At 39.9% G+C, this 24291-nt stretch carries 16 protein-coding genes; all 16 read left to right on the top strand.

The annotated features are described in order from the left end of the window. The first annotated feature begins 54 nt into the window (after positions 1-54). The 16 genes from UR08_RS08215 (at position 55) to UR08_RS08140 (ending at position 24243) form a co-directional block, all read left to right on the top strand. Positions 55-351: a rhodanese-like domain-containing protein gene (locus UR08_RS08215; protein ID WP_115753178.1), complete on the top strand. Its 297-nt coding sequence runs from the start codon at positions 55-57 to the stop codon at positions 349-351. Then, entirely contained in the window at positions 348-1994 is a 1647-nt protein-coding gene (locus UR08_RS08210; protein ID WP_115753177.1) for an FAD-dependent oxidoreductase, read from the top strand. The genes UR08_RS08215 and UR08_RS08210 overlap by 4 nt, the downstream gene beginning before the upstream one ends. Continuing rightward, complete coding sequence (locus UR08_RS08205) at positions 1995-2288, top strand: rhodanese-like domain-containing protein (RefSeq protein WP_115753176.1); 294 nt, start codon at positions 1995-1997, stop codon at positions 2286-2288. Next, positions 2264-2548: a metal-sensitive transcriptional regulator gene (locus UR08_RS08200; protein WP_115753175.1), complete on the top strand. Its 285-nt coding sequence runs from the start codon at positions 2264-2266 to the stop codon at positions 2546-2548. The genes UR08_RS08205 and UR08_RS08200 overlap by 25 nt, the downstream gene beginning before the upstream one ends. 565 nt (positions 2549-3113) lie before the next feature. Continuing rightward, positions 3114-3863, top strand: coding sequence for a cyclic nucleotide-binding domain-containing protein (locus tag UR08_RS08195; RefSeq protein ID WP_115753174.1), 750 nt, complete (start codon positions 3114-3116; stop codon positions 3861-3863). Positions 3864-4179: 316 nt separating this feature from the next. Then, positions 4180-4785, top strand: a complete 606-nt coding sequence (locus UR08_RS08190) for a cyclic nucleotide-binding domain-containing protein (RefSeq protein ID WP_133296341.1) — start codon at positions 4180-4182, stop codon at positions 4783-4785. Between the two features lie 70 nt (positions 4786-4855). Then, the gene (locus UR08_RS08185; protein ID WP_115753172.1) at positions 4856-10252 is read left to right on the top strand and encodes a fibronectin type III domain-containing protein; all 5397 of its coding nucleotides are present in this window, start codon (positions 4856-4858) and stop codon (positions 10250-10252) included. A 106-nt stretch (positions 10253-10358) separates the two neighbouring features. Then, entirely contained in the window at positions 10359-12743 is a 2385-nt protein-coding gene (locus UR08_RS08180; RefSeq protein WP_115753171.1) for a hypothetical protein, read from the top strand. Between the two features lie 26 nt (positions 12744-12769). Further along, positions 12770-13012 (top strand): ATP synthase subunit c family protein, encoded by a 243-nt coding sequence (locus UR08_RS08175; protein ID WP_115753170.1) that lies wholly within the window; start codon positions 12770-12772, stop codon positions 13010-13012. A 15-nt stretch (positions 13013-13027) separates the two neighbouring features. After that, on the top strand, positions 13028-14062 hold the full coding sequence (locus tag UR08_RS08170; protein ID WP_165849968.1) for a F0F1 ATP synthase subunit delta: 1035 nt from the start codon (positions 13028-13030) through the stop codon (positions 14060-14062). Next, complete coding sequence (locus UR08_RS08165; protein WP_115753168.1) at positions 14059-15555, top strand: F0F1 ATP synthase subunit alpha; 1497 nt, start codon at positions 14059-14061, stop codon at positions 15553-15555. The genes UR08_RS08170 and UR08_RS08165 overlap by 4 nt, the downstream gene beginning before the upstream one ends. Further along, positions 15552-16415, top strand: coding sequence for a F0F1 ATP synthase subunit gamma (locus UR08_RS08160; RefSeq protein WP_115753167.1), 864 nt, complete (start codon positions 15552-15554; stop codon positions 16413-16415). Before UR08_RS08165 ends, UR08_RS08160 begins: the two co-directional genes overlap by 4 nt. 1 nt (position 16416) lies before the next feature. Continuing rightward, a complete protein-coding gene (gene atpD, locus UR08_RS08155) occupies positions 16417-17787 on the top strand; it encodes a F0F1 ATP synthase subunit beta (protein ID WP_115753166.1) in 1371 nt (456 codons plus the stop codon). 20 nt (positions 17788-17807) lie between these two features. Next, on the top strand, positions 17808-18116 hold the full coding sequence (locus UR08_RS08150) for a F0F1 ATP synthase subunit epsilon (RefSeq protein ID WP_115753165.1): 309 nt from the start codon (positions 17808-17810) through the stop codon (positions 18114-18116). A gap of 121 nt (positions 18117-18237) precedes the next feature. Then, positions 18238-18729 (top strand): hypothetical protein, encoded by a 492-nt coding sequence (locus tag UR08_RS08145; protein ID WP_133296340.1) that lies wholly within the window; start codon positions 18238-18240, stop codon positions 18727-18729. A gap of 18 nt (positions 18730-18747) precedes the next feature. After that, positions 18748-24243, top strand: coding sequence for an InlB B-repeat-containing protein (locus UR08_RS08140; RefSeq protein ID WP_115753163.1), 5496 nt, complete (start codon positions 18748-18750; stop codon positions 24241-24243). The last annotated feature ends 48 nt before the right edge of the window (positions 24244-24291 follow it).

Genomic DNA, 24291 nt, shown 5'->3' with positions numbered 1-24291 from the left:
TGTTTGTTCTTTTATACCCCATAGGGTATTATAAGCGTTGAAGGAGTGAATTTGATGTTTCAAAAAATACCGTCCATCCAAGTAGCAGAGCTTATAGAGCTAAAAAATCCAGTGATTATTGATGTCAGGAAAAGTTATGAGTTTCAAGCAGGGCACATTCCGAAAGCAAAAAATGTCCCGCTTTCAAAGATTGCAAGTTACGAGCCGCAAGGAACTACTTATCTCATTTGTGCATCTGGCATGAGAAGTAAGCGCGCCGCCAAAATGCTTCTCAAAAAAGGCTATGATGTAATCAATGTTCGTGGTGGAATGAGCCAGTGGCAAGGCCCGACTAAAGGAGGAGCAAAATGAAAATTGTGATTGTTGGAGGCGTCGCAGGCGGAATGTCCGCAGCAACGCGATTAAGAAGATTAAATGAAGAAGCAGAAATTGTCGTGCTAGAAAAAGGACCTTATGTTTCTTTCGCCAATTGTGGATTGCCTTATTACATTTCAGGGGAAATTAGCGAACGCGAAGATTTGCTTGTTCAAACCCCAGAAAGTTTGCGGGCCCGGTTTCGGATTGACGTGAAGCCGTTTCATGAAGTTCTTGAAATCAAGCCTGATGAAAAACAAGTGGTTGTTCAAAATCAAGCTGAAACATTTGAAATGAGTTATGATAAGCTGATCCTATCTCCGGGAGCAAAGCCTATCACCCCACCAATTCCGGGATTAAATGACACGAAAAACTTGTTTACGGTGAGGTCAGTTCCGGACGTCGATGCGATCGAGCGTTTCATCCAAGAAAAAATCCCTCAAAAAGCCGTTGTGATTGGCGCGGGATTTATTGGCATGGAGATGGCGGAAAGCCTTGCGAGGCGGGGGATGCAAGTAACGATTGTTGAGAAAGCGCCCCACGTGCTTCCGCCGCTAGATGTGGAAATGGCTGTTCGAGTTGAGCAAGAGCTTACAAAAAATAACATCAATTTACGGCTTGGAAAAGGTGCCACAGCTTTTCGGGATAAAGGACGCCAGATTGAACTTGAAGACGGCGAGGTGCTTATCAGTGAATTAACGATTTTTTCGATTGGCGTTGCGCCGGAAACGAGTCTTGCGCAGGCAGCTCAGATTAAGACGGGGCTTCGCGGGGGCATTATCGTAGATGAAAATTATGAAACGAGTGCAAAAGATGTCTACGCGATCGGGGATGCAATCGTGGTCAAGCAAGAAGTAAGTCAGCAAGATGCGCTCATTTCGCTTGCTTCTCCTGCGAACCGTCAAGGTCGAATGCTTGCAGATATCATTTTTGGAAAAGCTCGACCGAATAAAGGCTTTCTTGGAACGGCGATTGTTCGGGTGTTTGATCTTGCAGCGGCAGCGACAGGACTAAATGAAAAGGCGCTTCAGGAGGCGGAAATTCCTTACACGGCCGTGCATATTCAGGGGAAAAGCCATGCGAGTTATTTTCCAGGGAACACGCCGCTTCTTTTGAAAGTGCTGTTCGAAAAAGAGAGCGGCCGGATTCTTGGGGCACAAGCGGTCGGTGAAAACGGCGTTGATAAACGGATTGATATTTTGGCGACGGCGATCAAAGCGGGCATGACGATTTGTGACCTCCCGGAACTTGAATTCACTTATGCACCCCCGTTTGGCTCTGCGAAAGACCCGGTCAATATGGCGGGCTATGCGGGATTGAATTTGCTTGAAGGGCTATCTGAAAATATCCAGTGGCACGAACTCGAAGCCGAAAGAGCAAAAGGAGCAGTCTTGCTAGATGTCCGCAGTCAAGCTGAAATCGAAAAGGGGAAAATCAAAGGTTCAATCCACATTCCACTTGACGAGCTTCGTACGCGGGTTTCCGAACTTGAAAAAGACGTCCCGATTGTTGTAACCTGTCAAGTAGGGCTACGTGGCTATTTAGCGGAACGGATTTTAAAAAATACTGGCTATCAAGCTAAAAATTTAGATGGCGGATTTAGTTTATATCAAACAATCTTGCCGGAAGAGGTGGAATAAATGTATTTATCGACAACAACAGCTGAGCTTCGTCAAAGCTTAGCGAACTATCAAATTTTAGATGTACGTGATGCAGAAGATTTTCAAAAAGGACACATCCCAAAAGCGCAAAATATCCCGGTTCATGAGTTAGGAGAGCGGTTCAATGAACTTGATCCGAAAGTAGATTATGCGATCATTTGTTACGCTGGCGGACGCTCGGAACAAGCTTCGATTTTTCTAAGTGCTAAAGGCTATCAAGTCACAAATGTAATGGGAGGAATGGGCGCATGGCAGGGCGATCTGGAGAATTAATCTATGATGCTAAAATGAAAAATCGCTTGAAGCGGGCAGAAGGGCAAATTCGCGGTATTTTAAAAATGATGGAAGAAGAAAAAGAATGTCGTGAAATTGTGACGCAATTAAGTGCAGTTAGAACAAGTGTAGATCGAGTGATTGGACTGGTTGTAGCTCAAAACTTAGCAGCTTGTATAGAAAATGCTGAACAGGATGGAACGGATCAAACGGATGCTTATATCGAAGAAGCCATTCAATTACTTGTGAAAAGTAGGTAAGTTAATAAAAAAGGGCCAAGAAAGCAAGTTTTAACTTTCTTGGCTTCTTTTTTGTAGCAAAATCAAGAAGAGATTATTCATTTGTTCACAAAAAAGACACAAAAAAACTTTTTTTGTTTCTTTGGGGGATTTGGAAAAGCTCGTCAGCATATTAAAATTCGGATAGGTGCTGTTCATAAGCGTGGCAAATTCACCAAGTTGGGGTGAATTCATGATTGCTTGAAAGAACTCATGTAGTGTTTATTAAAGTATTTGAATTGCATGCGATTGTTTACTTTGTAAAGAAAAGGAGTTCATGATGTTAGAGAAAGAAACTGATTTTTGTTGTTTAAATGAGCATTTTTTGAACGACAGCATTTTTTTGTTTTTTTCTCTAAAAAAGTCTGCCAACCCATTGCGGAAGGCGAACTTTTTTATTTATTACTTTTGCTGAGTAAGGCTGTTCAAAAAATGCTCATTTTTTAGACGTTTAATTTTGTATACTGAGATTATTTTCTTGTCACTTAATTTGTATGTTTAAGTGGAGTCCATACAACGAAAGCTAGATAAAAAAGGAGGAAAATGAATGGTCATTTTTCAAGAAATGAATGATTTTCAAAAATGGTATTCGATTTTTTGGAAGACGAAATACTATAAAAATAATCAAATTTGTTATAACAGTGCGAAACCCAAAGACAATAAGATTCTATTAATTAAACAAGGTATTCTTTCAGTCCAAACGACTAATCGCCAAGGAGAAAAAACGAATTCAGAAATTCTTGTTGCAGGAGACATTGTAAATATTGAAGCCTTAAAGGAAGCTCGAGGCGAGTGGGATATACCTGGACTCATTCAATATCAAGTTGTCGCACTTGGTTTAGTAGAAATTTATGAGATTGAAAAGGAATTTTTGCTTTCTCACTTATATGTGGATCCTAGGCAATATCATCAATTTTTTGAAAGAACGATTATTCAACTAATTAATGTTTCGTTTTCTTATGCGATATCGAATAAACGACCACAAGATAAAATTGCGTGGACCCTGTTTCGAATTGCTGAAAAGGTTGGCGAGCAACATAAGAAAGATCGCAATTTAATTATATTACCTTCATTTGTCACACAAACATTTGTATCAGAAATGAGTAATACGGGAAAGTCTCGAGCAACAGAAGCTTACCGAGCACTTCTTAAAAATGGCGTTCTTATTCAGCGTCATGGACATAAAATGATTGATTTTAAGCGGTTACTAAATTATCTCAAGCAAGAAGTTTTAAGTGATTATTCTATTAGCAAAGCTACGAATCAAGCGGATGAATCTTTCTTCAAGAAAGGCTGATAACAAGAGACGTAAATTATTTTCGATCTTTTGAGAGAAAAAAAGGTTTCGTAAATTAATTAACGGAGTTCACAAATGGCTTCTCAATGCGAAATGACGGAAATATAAGCTTTAAATTTACTGCATTGAAGTTTCTGTTTGTTACGGAAAAGTGACAAAAAAAGCTCGTTCAATCGTAAAATACGTTTATTTTTCTCTATAATTCACACTTGAATTTACAGATAATGTTAAGTGAAAGTTAAATGACTAAAAAAGAAGGTATAAAAATTGCAGAGAAGGAAGGTATAAAATGAGATATTTGGAATTCCATGAGTATTTGAAAAAAGATTCGATTATGTACTCTTATCTTGCGAGAAAGTTTCATAAGCAAAATAAAAAAGTTCTTGCCGGAGAAGTGGTTGTTGTGAGTAAAGAGCATATTGCGATCGTGAGAAAAGGAGTTTTAGTAAAAGAAAGCGTTGAGCAGCGAAAATTTTTCACAAGATCTTTCTTTCAAGAAACAATCATTGTTCCTACTACTCATACGATTATGCTTAAGGCACTTGAGGAATCAGAAATATCGTTTATTAAAGCAGATGAAGTATTTGAGAAGTTAGAAGAAGAAAAGTTGCTTTCTAACTTATTCTTACAGGTTGCTGAAAAACTAGAAGCTGATTTAGAACGCCAAGAAATGCTAGCAGTAGAATTTCCAGAAAATAAGATTCTTGAAACACTTTATTTTATTTCTATTTCCTACTCCTCTAAAAGCCTTAAGTTAAAACTTCCACACTGGCTTCAAATAAAGGTTTTAGCTAGATTTGCAAATTGCTCTGTTTCCACAACTTCTTCTGTCATACATAGCTTGCATAAAAAAGGGATTGTCGATATTATGGCTTCTCCTTGGCAATTAAACATGGAAGCATTAGAATTCAAACCCGCCTGATTTTAAATAAATGATAATTATTTTTATTTAAAATTTTATATAAATTACACTAAAAGAGGAGGAAGTTCTCTTGAAAAAGAATGTTTTAGTCGTATTGACGGTCTTGCTCCTTGTAGTAGGCGCACTTCTGACATCGTTTTTCCTATCTAAAAATACGATGTATGCAATTAAAGCGGCTGGATATACGTATAGTGGCGCAGGGAAAGTAGTCACGTTCTCAAAAGAAGCCAAATACGATAGTGGCAAGATTAATGATAAAAAAACAATTATTGATGGTAGCAAAGTAAAAGAAATGGATATATCTCGGACTTTATTTTTAAGTAATAAAGATATTCAATTTTTAGGAAAAAGTGTGGCTATTAAAAGTGCAAAAGATTTGTTAGAGCTGCCCTCGAAATCTTTCGTGAAAGGAAGTGCGGGAGCTTATAAAGCAATGAATGAGGCGAATAAAGTGGTTGCGCAATTACCTAAAGGAACAGTAGTGAAGCTTGCTGAAGGGCGCTATATGATCCTAGATAATGCCTATTTAAAAAATAAAGAAGGACTCAATAAAAAACTTCCCAAGAATTTACTCGTTTCGTTCAAGAAAAACGGCAAAGTAGAGCTACTTGGAGAAAAGAAGAATGATGAATTATCAAGTAGTGATGCCTACATTGAAATGGAAAACAGCGTCTACAACTTTGATTTGGCAAAGGAAATGCTTATCAGTCGAAGTAGCCCAGAAAAAAAGATTGATATTCGGTCCATCAAGATAGAGTTGGATGATGATGCTGAAGCGAGAATTGGCAAAAAAACAGCAGACAAATTGAGTCCATCCGAGCAAGATAAAAATGAAGAAAAGAAACAAAAAGAAAACGATGCAGCTGGTGCAGGAGATAAGGGAGCTCAAGATGCTGGCGCGGAAAGTGATGCTTCCGAAAATTCCGCACAGGGAGCAGATGGAGCGGGATCAGGAAAAGGGAATTCTGGAACAAATTCGAGCAAAGCGAAAGGTTCGCAAAATGTGAACGAGTCTGGAAAGAAAAATGAAACGGGTGCTCAAAAAGAATCCGCTGATCCAAAATCTGACACGAATAAAAACGCTCAGAAGAAGCAAGACAGTAAAAATGTTGAGGAAGCCAATAAAATTATCGACAAAATCAACAAAGCGGAAAATGTGGATTCTTTTCAAGTGCCGATCGTTGATGTGGATTTGAAAGTGAAGGGTCAACAAGTCGATGCAAAAGTTGGCATTACAGATAAAGCAAAGCGACTGAAGTCTTTAGAAGCGCTCGTCTATGATGATAAAAATAAAATTGTCAAACGAATCGCGCTTGATCCGAAAGCCAAAAAGCAAAACTTCAACGTGTCGAAATTGAAATTCAATGTGGATTATCAAGTGATCGTGCAAGGCAGCTACGAGTCATCTGGCGGGAAAGCGCAAGAAACGATTTTCTTCCGTCAATTGTTTAAAACGAAGCCGATTACATTGAATGCCAAAGTTGTGGAGCGCGGCGAAAATTATTTAAAAGTCGAGCTAAACGCGACAGAACTCTACGGGAAAGTGGATAATCTTGTGCTTAAAGTAAAAGAAAATAATAGTGCGTCAAGTTCTTATAAAACAGTGAATGCCAACGCTCTTCGTTTAACCGAGAAAAAACAAACGGAAGTTAAGTTAGATGGAATTGATAGTAACAAAGAATACTTAGTGGAAATGAACCAACTAATTATTGACCAAACGGACGTCACTGATGATAGCTGGTACTTCATTGCTTCTACTTTAAAAGCAAAACCAACGATTCAAGGGCTTGATTTAGAATACAGCACGAAAGGGGAATTTACGGTTTCCCCAGTAAAACTAGTTGATAAAGACCAATCGATCAAAAGTATTCGCTATGTGGCTTATTTGAAAGATGATTACAAGAAAAATGGAAGCAAAGCGACAGAATATGCCTATTCAGTGGTTGATGCTGAACGGAAAAATGCAGCGGTCAAAGTCGGGCGTACTGTAAATATGAGTGATGGAGACTATGTTTTCGTCGCTTACATTTCTGGAAACAATGGTCAAGCAGATTATACGATCGCATCTCCAGTATCAAATAGTGTAGTCGTTGGGAAAAAAGCGAAGCCTACCGTCCATTTTTCACTTAAAGAAGCGGATCAAGACCAGCTAGCCATCAACTACGAAATTGACGATGCTGATGAAACGATTCTTTATAATAACCTCACGCATCCAGTTTTACGTCTCTACAAAACAGATGAATCCGGTGTAATAAGCGGTTCTTATGTGGCCTCTAAAGAGCTGAAAAAGAAAGAGGACATCACGAATTTAGTGGAGTTTGATGGACTGGAAAGTGAGACGAATTACATTGTGATGCTAGAAGGGTCTTATAACTTAGATGACGGAGCGGGCATCCAAGTGAATCAAATCATTGGAAGGTCGCCAGTCTTTAAAACATTAAATGTTGCTAAAGTAACGGCTACTTTTGAAATTCATTCTATGGGTAGTTCGGAAGGAACGATCAATGTTCGACTATCGGATTCTGCTGCTAAGTTAACAGAGGCAAAGCTGAATTTATATGATAGCGAAACGAATGAGCTTGTTAAAACAGTTTCTTTAAAAGGAGACTTCACGGATTTAATGAGCACAAATGGGAAAAATTATTTATTTGAGGATTTAGATGCGAATAAAAAATACCTCATTAAAATTGAAGACGGCAAAGACAGTGGGAGTAACGAAGTGCCAATCGAAGGCGACTTTATCTTCAAAACCAAAAAAGAAGCCCCGACTGCTGAAACGGTATTAGTGGATTATCGCAGCGAGAAAATGAGCATCGGCGGGCTAGTAGGTTTTAATGAAAATAAGGCGTCATTTAAAGATGAGCATCATGCAACAACTTCCATTAAGTATTCGATCTACAAGAGCGATGATTTAGGAAATGCTTTAGTAGAGCAAGAAGTCACCAATACGTCTGATTTTAAAAAATATGTGTATTTTGATTTGAATAATAAGCGGCTGGGTCGTGGCTATACTTATGTAATCAAAGCTGTTGTGACTTGGAATGATAATTACGAGACACATCAACTGCAATTTGAATCCGAGCCGGTTCAAATTAAAAAAGAGAAGCCAACAGCTGAATATGAGATTCTTAGCCGGACGAAAACGGCAGTAAAAATGAATGTTTATGTCAATGACGGCGAAAGTACGATTGTCCCGGGTACGCTAAAAATGACCGATTCGGATGGAAACGAACAGCCGCTTGAAAACGGCAAGAATAGCGTGACGCTTGGAATTCCGAGTGACAAAGAAGTTACTTTATCCACGAGTGGAAAATATACCACTGTAGATGGTGAGTCAGTCAAAGATCTAACGCTTGTCACGAAGAAACTTCCACGATTGGTGCTTGAAACGCCGCAAGTGGCTACACAAATCGTCCTGAATGACAAAAAAATAGATTTAGTTGCGCATCCGGATAGTGTGGCGCAAGCGGCAACGATACAAGCCACTTATGAATTAGCGGATGAAAATAGTTCGAAGCCAGATTATTTGGCTACTAAGTCGGGTGACAACCGATTTGCTAAGCAAGAACTTGGTCTGCCTTTTGGCAATATTTGGTTTGATAATTTGTATAAGCTGACATTAAACACCAAGCTCGATCATATAGAAAACAAAATGGACAATCAAAAATTAGAAGGTAAGTTTTACATGGCGGTAGATGACGGACATTCATTTGTAAGTGCATTGGATGAAGGCCTTGCTACCGTTTCTAGCCATACGTCAGCTGCAGTTTTCACTTTGCAAAAAGGAAGCACGGATGCGAAAGGAAATATTTCGAACGTTATTTTTAAGCTGAGCGGCGAAAAGAAATACCTCGCTTATCGTAGCGGCGTGTTAACGAGCGATAGTGAAGAGGGTGATCCTTTCAAGCTAATTCGGCAAGAAAATGGAAGTTATGTGGCACAAATTAACGGGCGTTACGCGGATTTTGCCACGGGGAGCTTGGTGGATGAAGCGGTAAATGCTTCGAAATTTGATTTCTATTCGGTGAAGCAAAAAGAGGAACAAACGACAGAAAGTATCCAAACAAAAGCCCTGAAAGTTCCAGAAATTTCAGCTGAAAACCTCCATGTTTATGACAAGCGTGTGAGTCTTGATGTGATTGGAAAAGACGAAGATGAGACGACTGTTCAAACCAATGATGAAAACGAACTTTACTTGAAGGTGTATAAAGAAGACGGAATGACTTTGGTGGATTCGAAACGCGTTGAGAGCTTGCCGACTAGAGGGCTATCAATCAGTGGATTATCCCCGAATACGACTTATGTCTTAAAGGTAGAGGGCAAGTATGACTTACTGGATGGCGAAGGTGAAAAGGCGAAAGTTTATTATTCAGAGGAAATCAAAACAGAAAAAAGCTTGCCTAAAATGAATGCTAGTACCTACAAATGGAGCCCTGTATTTGAACGCCGAGATATTCAAGGACAGGTTCAATATACGGATGAAAGCAATGTTTTAACGGGCATCGAGTATCGCTTGTATGATGCGTCAAAAGTAAGCTCATCGCTTGATGATTTAGGGGCACTTGAACAAGAACTTTCAACATTGTCTCCAGATGCTGTCTTTGAAGATATGAGCAAAAAACCTACCATGTCGATTTATGATAATGATGGAACGCAAAATTACGTTTCCCTAAAAACTTATGTGATTGCCGCTTATATGAAAACCGATTTGGCTAAGCTGCCGGTATTTCTAAGCGATGCTAAGAAAATTTATATTACACCTCCTGCGAATGTCGTAGCTCCGATCACGCTAGAGAGTGTTTCAACGCGAAAAGCCACTGTGAAATTCTCTTATAATGATCCGCAAAGCTACTTTGTCGGTGGTCCTTCGAAACAATTTAGCTATTCACTTCGTAAAACTCAAACTGGAGAAGAAGTGAAAAATGGGCAATTCACAGGTGGCAACACGGTCAGCTGGGTGAATGATTTTACGAAACTTGAGCCGGGGACTGGATACACGCTTATGATCAGTACGAATTACGATAACTTAAACGGGCAAGGAAAGCGGCCTTGGAGCACAACGTTTAACTTTACAACGGACGATGAATATGTGACGTCAAACTCGCTTACTTTGACGCTAGATGCTGAAAATCAAAAAGTGAAGCTTCAAGCCAAAGAAGTTAGACCGGGTTCAGCAAAAATAAAAAACATCAAGATGGAATTTTACGAGCTGATTGATTTTGGTGGAAATAATGAACGGACCAAACTTTTAGCGAGTAAAAATGTGCCGCTACCGGGAAGCTATCCTTTTGTTGCAGCGGAACACTTTAGCGTAGCTGGTGCCATGGAAGGTCAAAGTTTCTTAGGGAAGATGATTATCACGTATGAAACGCCGACAAACGAAACACGTGTGTATGAAAAAACATCCAACTTTATTCTTTTACAACAAAATATTAGTGCTTTCGGTCTGCCGTTTTTTCTAGGTTAATATAGATCGTTTCATTGAAACCGGAAAATTTGGCGAGAAAATCGCAACGATGCTGATTAATTATTTGCAAAGTACTAAAAAAGAATGAAGTGGAGGAGGAGGGCGTATGAAACCTATCTGGAAAATAGGCTTGATTTTAGCGGCGATACCGATTATTGTCGTGGCTGTCATCGTCTGGGGGCGAGCGAAAGAAGTGCAACATGATTTGATTTCTATCCCTGATGATGGTCGGGTTTTAAATAGCGAACAGGAAACGCTGCAATTTCGAAAAGGCAACTTGCTTTATAAGAGCTGGGACGATAAACAAATGATTGCAGAAGATGATAATAAAGATACGCGCAATGAAATCATGCCGAGTTCCATGCTTTATTTGAAGCAACAAGGCTTGCTCTTTACAGGGGCGGTTCCTGTTATTGACGTAAACGGTGTCAGTCGCAAGTTGAAGGCACGGAAAGTTTACCAACCTGAAAAGGATTCTTACAGATATAAAGATTCGGAAATCCCGGATAAGAGCATTGTCAAACTAGCTAATCGGCAATATTATCTAAACGCTGATGCGACGCTTTATTTGGGCGATGAGAAGATTGGAAAAGTTTCTAAGCCGCTTCTTCTAATCGACAAATCAGGAAGTGTGACGGTTTATGAAAAAAATAAAAAAAGCCGCTATCTTGGCTACATGACGCTAAAGGTTAACGACCGAACGGTTCTTGATGCGAGTGATGAGACTTACACGATTGGCAAAAGAAAAATTGATTTAGCTAGCTTTGGTGGAAGTGACAATAAAAAAGTTGTGCTGCAAGATACAGAAACTGAACAAGACACGTCAAAAAAAGAACAAAAAGATTTAAACGCTAAGCAAGAAAAAGGGAAAATGGCGCTAGCTAAATCAGCGAAAGCTACGGAAGCCAGTAAAGGTGTGAAAGCCAAGAGAAAATACGGCGAGAGCTTGAATTCTAAAGGTAGCAAAGCGGCTGGAGGCGCGGGAAATGGTGAGGCATCAGAATCAGGATCTAAGTCTGGTGCTTCAGATGGCCGCGGCGGCGGTGCGGATCTAGGTGCGTCTGCGAGTACTAATAACCAAGGAAAGCAGGGAAGTAGCGAAGAGCCGCCAAATCCGCAAAAAGAATTGAACAAAATTGATAACTATGCGGATATTGTGAAAAAAATAGAAGAAATCAATCAAAAATTGGAAAGAAGCATTCCTGTCTTGAAAATTGGCTATATTGCGCCTGGAGTAACAAGCGTGAAAGTGAATTATCAATTTGCGGATCCAAGCAACACCCTTATTGGTACAACGAAAGTAAGTGTGATCGACGAAAACACGAAAAAGGCGGTAGATACGCAGTACGTTTCAGCTGTAAATCAGGAAGTGATGCTAAGTCACTTATCGCCGAATAAAAACTATCACTTGGAATTTGTCTATCATTACGATTTAGGGAAAGAAGCTGGGATTCAGGAAATGAAAGTGCAAAGTGCTTCCTTTCAAACGCAAACTGTTTCCGCGATTTATCAAATGGAGCACATCACGAGTACGACCATGAAACTAAATGTAGCTCTTGATACGCGTGTCGATGGGATCAAAAAAGTGCGGCTCAAAGTCATCAAACCAAACGGCGATCATTTTTATACGAATAGCAATGCGAACCTGCTGAATGGGAAAGGAGATGTTGTAAATTTAACAGGGCTAGCGCCGGATTCTGCCTATGAATTTCAACTTCAAATTGAACTCAAAAATGGTCAAACGATCGAGCTGGATAAATCGGAAAAATACTACACGATGCAAGCCACTGTTTTGAAAAATTTGAAGGCAACTATTTCTAAGGAAAATCGGATTTTGATTGATTATGATTGGGCCTCGAGTGACTATGAAATCAAGGATTCAAAAGTTGAACTGGTGGATCAAGCAAGTAATGAACAAGTGGATTATCAACTCATCAGTCAGGAAAAAGGAACACTTGTGTTGGTTCCAGATCTAGTGGATAAAGAAGCACTATTAGAAGGAAAGCTCACACTGAGCGCAGTGCATAAAAAAACGCGTGCCAGTAAAACGTTTGAATATCCGATCAAAAAAGCGCTGCTATATAGTAAAAACGCTGATTTACAACTCGAATTAACTCCTTTTCAGCAAAAAAATGCTGAATCAAAAGAAACACAGCGTGGCAAGTCGGTTGAAAATATGGAAGCTCAAACGGAAAAGGCAAACACGATGATGAAAACGGAAGATTTACTGGCTTCAGAAGATGCCACTTATGATTTGGTCTTTCAAATGAACGGCGCATTAAATGCAGTGTATCAACTTGTTACGGAACGGCAAAGTAATGCAAAACCAGGAGATTGGACGATTTACGATAAGCAAGAAGTAAAAGCTAGTGAGGAAGGGAAAGTACACCTAATTCAAACCATTTCCAAACTTTCAAAAGACAACTTTCATTATCGAATCTCAGTTTTTGACGAGAAAGGTCAACTTTTACTTTATAGCTATCCTCGGTAGCAAGCTTTAGAAAGGAAGGAATAAAAATGGATTTAGTAGTGGCATGTAGCATATTAGGTGCTGCAATTGCAGTGGGATTAGCCACATTAGGTGCGGCCATTGGACAAGGAATTTCAGTGAGTCGAGCAACAGAAATAATAGGAAAGAACCCCAATGCCAAAAAGGAAGTTATGAGCGGTTTACTCTTAGGCCTTTTGATGATCGTAGCATTGATGCTATTTTCTTTAGCGATTGCGATCGTTTTGCTTTGGATGAATCCTTTTGTGTGACGAATGGAGAATTTTATGGAAAATGTGATTCAAACTATCACGATATATACCATTTTTGTAATCGGGTTCTTGCATATTTTGCGTTTTTCGTTGCAAAAAATAGAGATGGTTTTTACAAAAGCTTTCTCCGCTTTAAGCCAAGATGATTCCGTTGAAAAAGAGCATCTCTTAGCTAAGGTTGAGCAACAAGGTTCTACGATTTCGAGTGAAAAACGAAAAAATCAAGAGATAAAGCGAAAAAGTGTGCAGAAAGAAAAGCTATTTCTAACCCAAATCGAAGAACTTTTAGCTAAAAACAGAAAATACACCCGAGAGCTAGAAAGGCGGCCAAATGTAAGTTTTGATCGTCCGAATGAAGCGGCGCCCAATTCAGAAATCGCACCACAAGTAAAGAAACGCTTGCTAAGGGACTATAAAGAACGCTTTATGCAAGAAGTGGTTACCGCATCAAGGCAAAAAGAAAGTGCTCTTTTTATAGATGCCATGACGGCCTTTGACAAACTTGTTTATGCTGAAAAAATCCGTTCTGCTCTTCCTTATCGAATTATCTTGCGGTTGTTTGAAATTTACGGAGAGTCTGAGCTTCATCAATTTGCGAAGTCTTTCCAAAAATTTCACAAAAGAATTTTGCAAACTGATATCCGGCAAATCTATCAAAGCAGTTACTTATCGCCGGAACAAAAAATTCGAGTGATGAATGATAATGGTTTGTTAAAAGGCTTAGACGAGGAATTTATTCAGTTTCTGTTTTACATGGTGTTGAACTTTTCTTATAAAGAAATGAAACATATTTATCAAAATTACATGCAAGTCTACAAAGTTCATTTTTATAGTGAGGAAATCCGAGTTATTGTGACGGATCAAGAAGCGATAGAAAAATTTCATGCTATTTGGCAGGAAAGGTATCCCAACTACTCGGTCAATTATGAAGTGAAAAAAGAATTGATTAGTGGAGTGATAATTTACTACGGCACGAGGGTTATTGATAGAAGTTATCAAGAATTAATCAGACATTCTGCTGAAAAAATTGAAATGGAGGTGATGCTTTGAAATCCATACTTTTCGACATTGAGAAATATGAAAAACCAGTTGATTTGGAGTATCTAAAGGAAAATGGCCGAGTGGAAAAAGTATCAGATGGCATCATCTACTCTTCTGGACTTGATGATGCGGCGCTTTATCAGTCGGTGATCGTGGATAAAACGTATCGAGGTATTATTCTCGAATTAAATGAAGCGAGCGTTGGAATCGGGTTGATCGACGACACAAATGCCATCCTTGAAGGAATGGAAGTGGAGTTGCTAGCTTATTCTATGGGTGTTGCTGTACACGAAGATATGTCGAATCGAATCATTGATGTGACGGGCGAATCGCTAGACGGCGAAGAGGCACATCCGGCCGAAAAACGCCGACCGCTTTTTAGTCCAACTCCGCATATTATGGAAATTGACAACATCAATCGACCGATGAATACGGGGATAGCGGTTATTGATTCGATAACGCCGATTGGTAAAGGGCAACGACAACTTATTTTAGGGAATCGCCAAACGGGAAAAACGCAAATTGCGATAGACACGATCATTAACCAACGAAATCAAGATGTACACTGTGTTTATGTTGCCATCGGATTAAAAGGCGCTTATATCGCTGAGGTAATTAAAACCTTGAAAGAGCAAGGTGCTATGGCTTATTCGACCATTATTGCAACCACGGCGAGCGATTCTTTAACGGCACAGTATTTGACCCCCTATGCAGGAATGGCTGTCGCAGAGCATTTAAGGGATCAAGGGAAAGATGTACTCGTCATTTTTGATGATTTGACGAAACATGCGAATGCTTACCGGGCGATTAGTTTGCTTTTCAATCGTCCGCCTGGAAGGGAAGCTTACTCGGGAGACACTTTTTATATTCATTCCAGCCTTCTAGAAAGAGCCGTTCAAATGAATCAAGAAAATGGCGGGGGCTCAATTACGGCACTGCCGATCATTGAAACTTTATCGGATGATGTTACGGCGTATATCCCAACAAATGTGATCTCGATTACGGATGGACAGCTGTTTTTGAAATCAGATTTATTCAATCGCGGACAGAAGCCTGCTATCAATGTAGGGGTTTCGGTCTCTCGAATCGGAGGAGACGCGCAGCATCCGATTGTCCGCAGCTTAAGCAAGAATTTGACGCTAATTTTATCTCAATTTGAAGAACTAAAAGAATTGCTGGATTTTGGAAATACGTTAGACGAAGGAAACATGAAAATTGTGACAGATGGTCAAATACTACTAGAACTTTTCAAGCAAAGTCCACTACAAACTTTATCGGTAGCAGAACTGACCATCATGCTCTATGCTTTCCAACATGATTTTTTGTCTCAAGTTCCAGCAGACCAAATTCAAGCCTTTAAAGCTTTATTATTTGAAAATGCAAGTCAAGTCAGTGAGTTTGAAAACTACGAGAATCAACTGGGTCAAATTGATGAGCTGAGCGAGGCGCATGAAGTCTTATTTGAGGAAATTATTAAAAAAACAAGGAGCTTTTTTGAATGAGTGGTGCTAGTGAACTAAAGAAGAAGCTAAAGGTTCTCAATTCGACTTATAAAATTGTTCGGGTGACAGAACTTGCCACTCTTGGGAAACTATCTTATTTGCGAGAAAAAGCTGAAGCGGCTGTGAGCTACTACGAAACGATTCTTAAGAGCCTGAACTGGATGAAAAAAACGATGTATCTCATGCCAGATGAAGCGAAAGTAAAGCGAGTGACAGCGATTGTTATCACTTCGGAGCGTGGACTTTGTGGAGCCTACAATAATGAGGTGTTTTCACAAATTGATCAGTTGATACAGGATTTAGGGAACGAGGTCATAATTGATTGGGTGGTCATCGGCGAGCAGGGAAATCGCTACTTGCAAAGCTTAGATCAAGAGGTCAAGGCAAACTTGCAACTTAAATTAGAAGAAATCACCGTAGAAACCACGATTGCAATCACAGAAGACTTGATCAAGCAAATTGTAAATCAAGAAACAGACGCTGTTTATGTTATTTTCACCAAATATCTCAATGCCGTAAATTCTGAAGCGATGTACGAAAAAATTTACCCCAGTCTTTCTGCTGAACAAGAAAATGACGCAAAAGAGTTCGACTATATCTTGGATTATGAGGAAGAGGACGAAGAAATCGAAAAGCTATTACTTGAGAATTATTTATGCGGCTTACTTTACAGCATGTTTTGCTATTCAGTCGCGAGTGAATACTGCATGCGGCGAATCGCAATGAAACAAGCAAAAGATAACATTTCCGATCAAATTAGCGATGTGATTTTCAAAACCAAGAAAAAAGAATTGAATCAAAAAACAAGTGAATTGTTAGACATTATTAGTGGTGCCCAGTCAATTAGGAAGGACGAGTAAGATGAAGAAAAAAAGTACAGGAAATATCATAAGCATCGTCGGTTTTGTATTGAAAATCGAGTTTAAAGAATTCGAACTTCCAGAAATTGGCTATGCACTTGAATACAAAATCGGGGAAACGACTTATATTGCGGAAGTCGTTCAGCACATTGGGATCAATACCATTTCTGCGATTGCAATAGGAGAAGTAAACGGCTTAAAACGTGGCGCTGAAGTGGTGAATTTAAATCACCCCATTCGAGTACCTGTCGGAAAAGAAGTTTTAGGACGAATGCTTAACGTTTATGGTCGTGCCATTGATCATGGACCAGAAGTTGAAGCCTCAGAACGACGCTCCATTTTCCAGAAGCAGCCGCGACTGACGGAATTAAACCCGGACAAAGAAATTCTCTACACGGGAATAAAAGTGATCGATTTGATGTGTCCCGTTTTAAAAGGCGGTAAAACCGGACTTTTTGGTGGAGCAGGAGTTGGGAAATCCGTTTTGATGCAAGAAATGATCAACAATACCAGCTTGATGGGCGGCTATGCAGTTTTCACCGGAGTAGGCGAGCGCGTTCGAGAAGGGCGCGGACTTTACCACGAACTGTCTGAAAGCGGTGTGCTAGAAACAACGGCGATTGTCCTTGGACAAATGAATGAGTCTCCGGGAGTACGAATGCGCGTAGCTTTAACCGGTCTAACCATCGCAGAATACTTACGCGACGTCGAAGAAAAAGATGTGCTGTTCTTTATTGATAATGTTTTCCGATTTATTCAAGCTGGGACAGAAGTTTCCTCGTTACAAGGAAAAATCCCAATCACGGGCGGCTATCAGTCCACACTCGCTAAAGAAGTTGGCGATTTCCAAGACCGAATCGCTTCGACCCATAAAGCGGCCATCACATCCATCCAGTGCGTCTTTTTGCCAGCCGATGATATTGATGATCCATCAGCAGTTGTCACTTTTAGCCATTTAGATTCAACGATTGTCTTAGACCGATCAATTTCTTCACTCGGGATATTCCCAGCCGTCGATCCGCTACAATCGGTCTCAAGATCGCTCCATCCAGATTTTGTTGGGGAACGCCACTATAAACTCGCGACGCAGGTTAAATTTATTTTGCAGCGTTACGAAGAATTGCAGGAAATCATTAACGTATTAGGAATGGCAGAGCTAAGTGATGCGGATCGTAACTTGGTGGGACGTGCTAGAAAAATCCGCAACTTCCTTTCCCAACCATTTCATGTATCCGAACGATTTACAGGCAAAAAAGGAACTTTTGTCGAAATTGAAGATCTACTTGAAAGCGTTGAGCGGATACTAGACGGATACTATGATGACCGATCTGAGCGAGATTTCTTGTTTATTGGCTCGCACAAAGATTTATAAGCAGAAAGGAGAGACTTACAATGAAGTTGAAAATTGTTTCTCCAGACGGAACGCTTTTTGATGAAGCTGTAGATGGATTTGTGATTAATACAAATAGGGGGCAGCAAACCGTTTTAGACGATCATATTGATTTTTTAAGCTTTTTCGATCATAGCGAAATCGTGATTCTTAGCAACTCGGTACCCGATCCAATTTTTCTTTCACATGGCTATTTACATCTGTTCCAAAATGAAGCCAATGTGATTGCCCACCTAGTCACAACAAACGAAGAGAAGGCGCAAGAATTTACAGCAAGACTAGAACAATCTAGGGAGCATAGACATGGCTAATTCATTTATCATAGCGTTCTTTACAGTTTGCACGTTGTTATTAGCTATTTTCACGGTAATCTATCTTAGTTTCATTTTTTCACTCTGGTACTTGTTTAAAAATAAAAAGAGTCTCGAACGAGTGAAAAGATATCAAAAATGGCATATCAATCAGCAGCTTGACGCGAAAACCGTCGCCTATCTGATCACATTTTTGGCGATTCAATTGATCGGGCTTGTGATGATTCAAATTCCAGGTATTCCCATTCAATATGTATTCCTAATACTTTTGATTTACTGGTGGCAATGTCTTTTTTGGCTGATAGAAGAAGGACATTCGAAATACGGAACAAATTTATCTTCAAGAAAGACTCTCGCTTTAATTTCATGTATCAGCTTGGGTGGCGTGAATTACCTATGCTTGAGTGCTAGCCATTTCCTGCTTACAAATATCGAAGCGGCAACTTGGGGCAAGCAACTTATTTTTCGAATTGGGATTGGTATCGTAAGCATATTAGCCTCGGGGGCACTACTTTACGTGTGGCAATATTTGTACATCAAACTTTTCAGCCCGGCACGAGTAGCAAATAAAAACGATTTCTTGATGATAAAAAAATCAACTAAAAATAATTGAAAATATGGGGGGATAACAATGAAGATAAAAAAACGACTGATAATAGTCACGGTAATGGCACTGGTACTGCAATTTATTGTCCCAACTGTAGGGAGAGCAGAACAAGAGCCAGCAACTGCTCCGAGTTCAGCACAAGTTACTGATGCAGGGGAAAAAGAGTCTCTTTCTAAGGAACCTACCGAAACAGATTCAACTGGAAAAGAAGTGGAAAATCTGTCTCCAAAAAAAGAAACTATACCAGAGGAAAATCAACCTTTAAGTGAAGAAACTGCAAAACCTAAGTTAGAAAAGACAGAAGGAGAAGCTCCAGAGGCTAGTTTCAATGGTCAATCACTTGCCGGAGATAACGTGCATTCCTACAAATGGGAGAACTTTATTGGGGCAGAGAGATTTGATAATAATTTATCTCTAGAAGCTCATTTCAATCCAAGTCCTGTAGCTGGGAAAAAAATAACGATCAAGCTTTCTAAGGAATTTGAATATAGCTCTTTACCAGGATTCAAAAGAAGCGGAGGAAAACTTGTTTTTGACCGGTCAGCGCTTTCAAGCCAATTAGCTTCTGTTGTGACAGGTGCAACGATAGAATATCCGAAAATATATGGAAAAGATATGGTGAGCTCTGGAACGGTCACATATGAGCTAGCCAATACTGTTTCCACAGTGAATATGACAATCACACTAGGCGTAAATAATCGTTTCTTGATTAATGAAGGCGGCGGAAGAAACTACATCGATCCAATTGAAGTGAGCTATTCAGAATCAGGAAATGAAAATTTCTATCATGAATCTTTCGAAAAAATCACTTTATTGTCAGGTGCAAAGATTGTTCCACGATTTTTTGCGAAAGCTTCGCAAAAATATAAGCAAGTTTTCCGCGGGGAAACAGGGACATTTTCTACGGGAACCTTTTATTTCATGACAACTGGTGGACAAGCCATTGAAGGTGTGGGAGCTTACCTAGATTCCTATTCATATGAAGTGAAATATGATAAACGCTTGGATTTAAAAGCGGCTGTCTTCCCACAAGCTGCTTCAGTTTCGATTCAGGAACTACCCGAAAAAGAAGATGACGAATATAAGTACGCCATTGTTTCTGCAAAACAAGTGTTAGCCATGGGAAGTATTTATTATAAAGTGGCTTTTGCAGAAGGAGTTGATCCTGAAGATATTGAAGCTGGAACAGCGCTACATGTAGCAACTACTGGTAAGCAAAATTATCAAGCCAACAATCGCGAAGAGGTTGTTGGTGCTCCACTCATTTCGAAAGCTGAAGTAGGTGTCGAGGTTGCAAAAGAATTTGAAAACAAATTAACTTCATCAGACAGTTCTCGTCAGTTTCCGAAAAATGAGGGATCAAATTACTCTTATTTAGGAAAATTCAATATACAAAATAAACAAATCCAACCCGTAACCAATCAAAAATTTGAAGCCAGTTTCGATACAGATCAATTGAAAGTACAGGCAATGCGTGTCGCTACTGTAGGCGGAAAAACGAAGAACATTAAATTAACAACGACAACAGGGCGAGTGGTGAATGTTCCAGATAACAGTTCTACGGAAAATGTGGACCAAATCGTTGACTTAGCCAAATATGAACAAGCCGAAGGTGAATATATTGCCTCTGTTGAATGGACAGATGACGTTCCAGCCGATTATTCCGGCTCAAGCAGTGAATATTTCGGAACAGGTGGACTCCAGTTTTATGGGAATGTGAAAGCTTCTGTTCAAATTGGCGATACCATTAATAATGAACTGAGATACGGAGATGCTGATGCGCCGCTCGGTGAATTAGAAACGACGAAAGCTTCCGTTACGGTGACTAAAAATGCTGATTTTGCTGGACTTGTGCGGAGCTCAGGTGCGAATTTATTCGGCGGAGAGCAAGCCAACGTTTTTTCTTCGGTTATTGTAAAAGGAGATGGAAATGATGGTATGGTTTCGGCTTTTAAGGGAATCAATCTATATGCTCGTGAAGAGGGAGATATTACAATCACACCAGATAACTTTGTCGCGGTGGATAGCGTAGGGAATCAATTTACTGTCGCATCTGGTAGCGTGACGGTTACTGAAATGACGGATAATACAGGCGCAAAAGTTTATCAATTCTCTATCCCAGACTATGAAGTAAACGCAGCAATTACTCCTAAAAGAAGAACTGAAAATATTAAAATAGGTATTTCTGTTTCTAAGACGAGTCCAACAAAAACGCATTCCCTAGCAAATTTAATTTACATGGAGCCGATGGATTCTAAAGTAGCCATTCGAAACACAAACAAATTAATGGGCGTGGATAAAAATAAATATGAGCTAGGTGAACGAAAAGTAACGGAGAACATCTTTACAGCGTTACCGGCAGCAAACCTTATTATCCAAGCCAATATTGATTTTAATGTGACGACAGCAGCGAATTTAGATGGTGGAGCGTTTATCAATTATGATGGAACGCCAAATACGATCATCGATTTAAATCCAGAAGGTCATTCGCAGTATGGTCTTAAAATTTTAAATTCATCTGGAAAAACAGTGGATGGCTATCAAACGATCATTCCGATCCCGAAACGAAACGAGACAACGGATCCATCTTACCAGTTACAAAAAGAAAAATTTGGTTGGACAGTGAATTTAACAGAACCATTGGATCTATCTTTAAACAAGTATAACTACACCGTGTTATATGCAACGGAATATGAATTACAGTTTAATTCTCCAAAGTGGAAAACCTGGGATGAAATAGAAGATAAAACTGAAATTCGTGCTGTTTACATCCAAACGAAAGATAAAATCAATACGATTGAAAAAGCAACGACAGACAATCCCGGTGAAGACTTCATAACTTTCGATATTGACATGGATAAAGAAACAGCAGATAGAGATGCAGGAAATGTAAATATTTATAAAGCACTTGTTCGCAGATCGCTTGATGGCGTCGTTACTAGTGTTCCAAGTGAAGCTGTAGCGATTCGCCTGCAAACAGGGGTAGTTAAAGGACAAGTTTTCCAAGATAAAAATAGAGACGGACTTGTAACCCCAGATGAAGCAGGCTTAAACGGAATAAATGTCACAGCTTACGAAACTGGAACGAAGAATATCGTTGCTTCAACCACAACGAAAACCATCAATGGCAAAGCTGGAAGTTATGAATTTGTCGGCTTAGAAAAAACAAAGTTGATTGATGTGGTGATAACGAGTCCTGTCACAGACGATAGCAAACGCTTTGTTGCGAGTGACCGAGTCGAGGTATCTGCAGATCAAAAAGAAGCTCAGATTAGCAGCATAGAACCAAGTTCAAAAGAAGCAATCGGTATCAATGTAGGAATAATGACACCGACAAAAATCAGTTATGATGCTCAAGGCGGAACAGGACTCAGCACAACTGAAGTGTTTAAGTATCCTGGCGGTGAAATTGCTACAGGACCAGTCGTAAGCAAAGCAGGTTACACATTTTCTGGCTGGTATACAGCCAAAACAGAGGGAGAAAAAGTAGAATTCCCTTATGAAGTTGGTAACCTAGATACAGTTTTGTATGCACATTACATCGGGATTCCTGAAACGATTACATTTGATGTAATGGGCGGAGATACGACAAGTGAACCAGCAGATATCACTCTTCCAACTGGTGATCAAGTTGATCTAAGTAAAATTGCAGAACCAACTCGGTCCGGCTACGCATTTACAGGCTGGTATAATGGAACAACCAAAATGCCGAATGTCTTCACCATGCCGATTGGCGGATTAAACTTGAAAGCTCATTGGAAAGCGCTCGATCAAACGATTACATTTGATGTCAACGGCGGAAAAGAATGGAGTAAGCCAAGCGATATTGTCGCTTCAACGGATAGTTCCGTTTATTTAAATGCCATAGCAGATCCAGTTCGATCCGGCTACGAATTTTTAGGTTGGTATCAAGGCGATTATAAGGTATCAGGAACTATTACGATGCCAGCAGGAGGACTAGCCTTAAAAGCGAAGTGGAAAGCCCTTGACCAAACAATCACTTTCGATGTGAATGGTGGCGATTTAACAACACAACCGGCTAACATCACCCTGCCAACCGATAGTGACATTGATATCAGTGAAATTCCGATACCCGTTTATTCAGGTTATACATTTGTTGGCTGGAAGAATAAAGTGGATGGGGAATTTGTAACAGGAACGATCAAAATGCCGGCAGGCGGGCTAGATTTGCAAGCTGAATGGTCGGCCTCAGATCAAATCATTACATTCCACGCAAACGGTGGATCGACTGTTTCACCGATCGCAGCTCCAACAAATTCACAAGTCGATCTTGATAAAGCAACGACATCACGAAAGGGTTACGAATTTTTAGGGTGGTTCGATGAAAAAGATAATCAACGAAGCGGAAAGATCACGATGCCAGTTGGTGGATTAAACTTAAAGGCGAAGTGGAAAGCCCTTGACCAAACGATCAAATTTGACGTGAACGGCGGAGATAATGCAAGCAAACCAGCTGATATTATCGCTCCGACAGATACAAACGTTGATTTAAGTACAGTTGCTGATCCTTCCCGAGCTGGATACGCATTTTTAGGCTGGTATATCGGCGAAAAACCAGTTTCTAGTGAGATCAAAATGCCAGCAGATGGCGCGAAGCTAGTAGCGAAGTGGAAAGCCCTCGATCAAACCATCACTTTTGATGTAAACGGGGGAGACCCTTCAACACAACCAGCGGATTTTCTTGCAGCAACGGATAGCAAAGTCAACTTGGATACCCTTGCTAAACCAATACGCCTAGGATACACATTTGAAGGCTGGTATAGCGAAGCAGGAAAAGTAAGCTCTTCTTTCAAAATGCCAGTTGGCGGTTTGAATCTGATCGCAAAATGGTCAAGAGATCCTTGGGGAATTAAGGGAACGAATATCCAGTTGAAAGTAAGCGAAGTCAAAGAAGCTGAATCAGCCGGTATCCTAGAGAATCTCATTCGCCAAAAAGCAAGTCCAAGTGTAATCAGCGAAAAAAGCGGACAAGTCATCGATGACCAAGCAAGCATCCTGATGGACGCAAGCGCTGTGAAAGCGGAAGCTGGAAAATATCAAGTTCTACTGAGCTACGAAAAAGAGTTGCTTGAAGAAGAGGGACCATCCTCTCGTTTATCGTTAGGTAAAGCAGAATCATCAGTGGTTCCATTAAAATTAAATGGTGCCATTCAAGTCACAGTCATAAATGATGAAAAGCAAACCTCTGTCAAACCTGGAAAACCTAGCAAGCCTGGAAAACCTAGCAAGCCTGGAAAACCTGGAAAAGATACAAATAAAGATGTTGCGAATAAAACCCCACAGAATTCTAAAAGCAAGATAACAAGTTCAAAAGAAAAAGCGATCCGCTCCAAACAAAACGTTACTGAGAAACCGCAACGATTCATTATTATGAGTCTTCCTAAAACAGGAGATATTCGAACTTGGCTTCCAACAGGAATAGGACTTCTTGTGCTCCTTACAACGATTTTCATCATAAGACAAACTCGAAGAAAAAAACAACAAGATAATCGCTACTAAAAAGTTACACAAATAAAAAAGCAGAGTTACTTGGTGTCCATTTTAAAC

It is taken from the genome of Listeria kieliensis, assembly GCF_003369925.1.
GTDB classification, from domain to species: domain Bacteria; phylum Bacillota; class Bacilli; order Lactobacillales; family Listeriaceae; genus Listeria; species Listeria kieliensis_A.
Note: the sequence above shows the minus strand (reverse complement) of the source record. Positions and strands in the feature narration are given on the sequence as shown.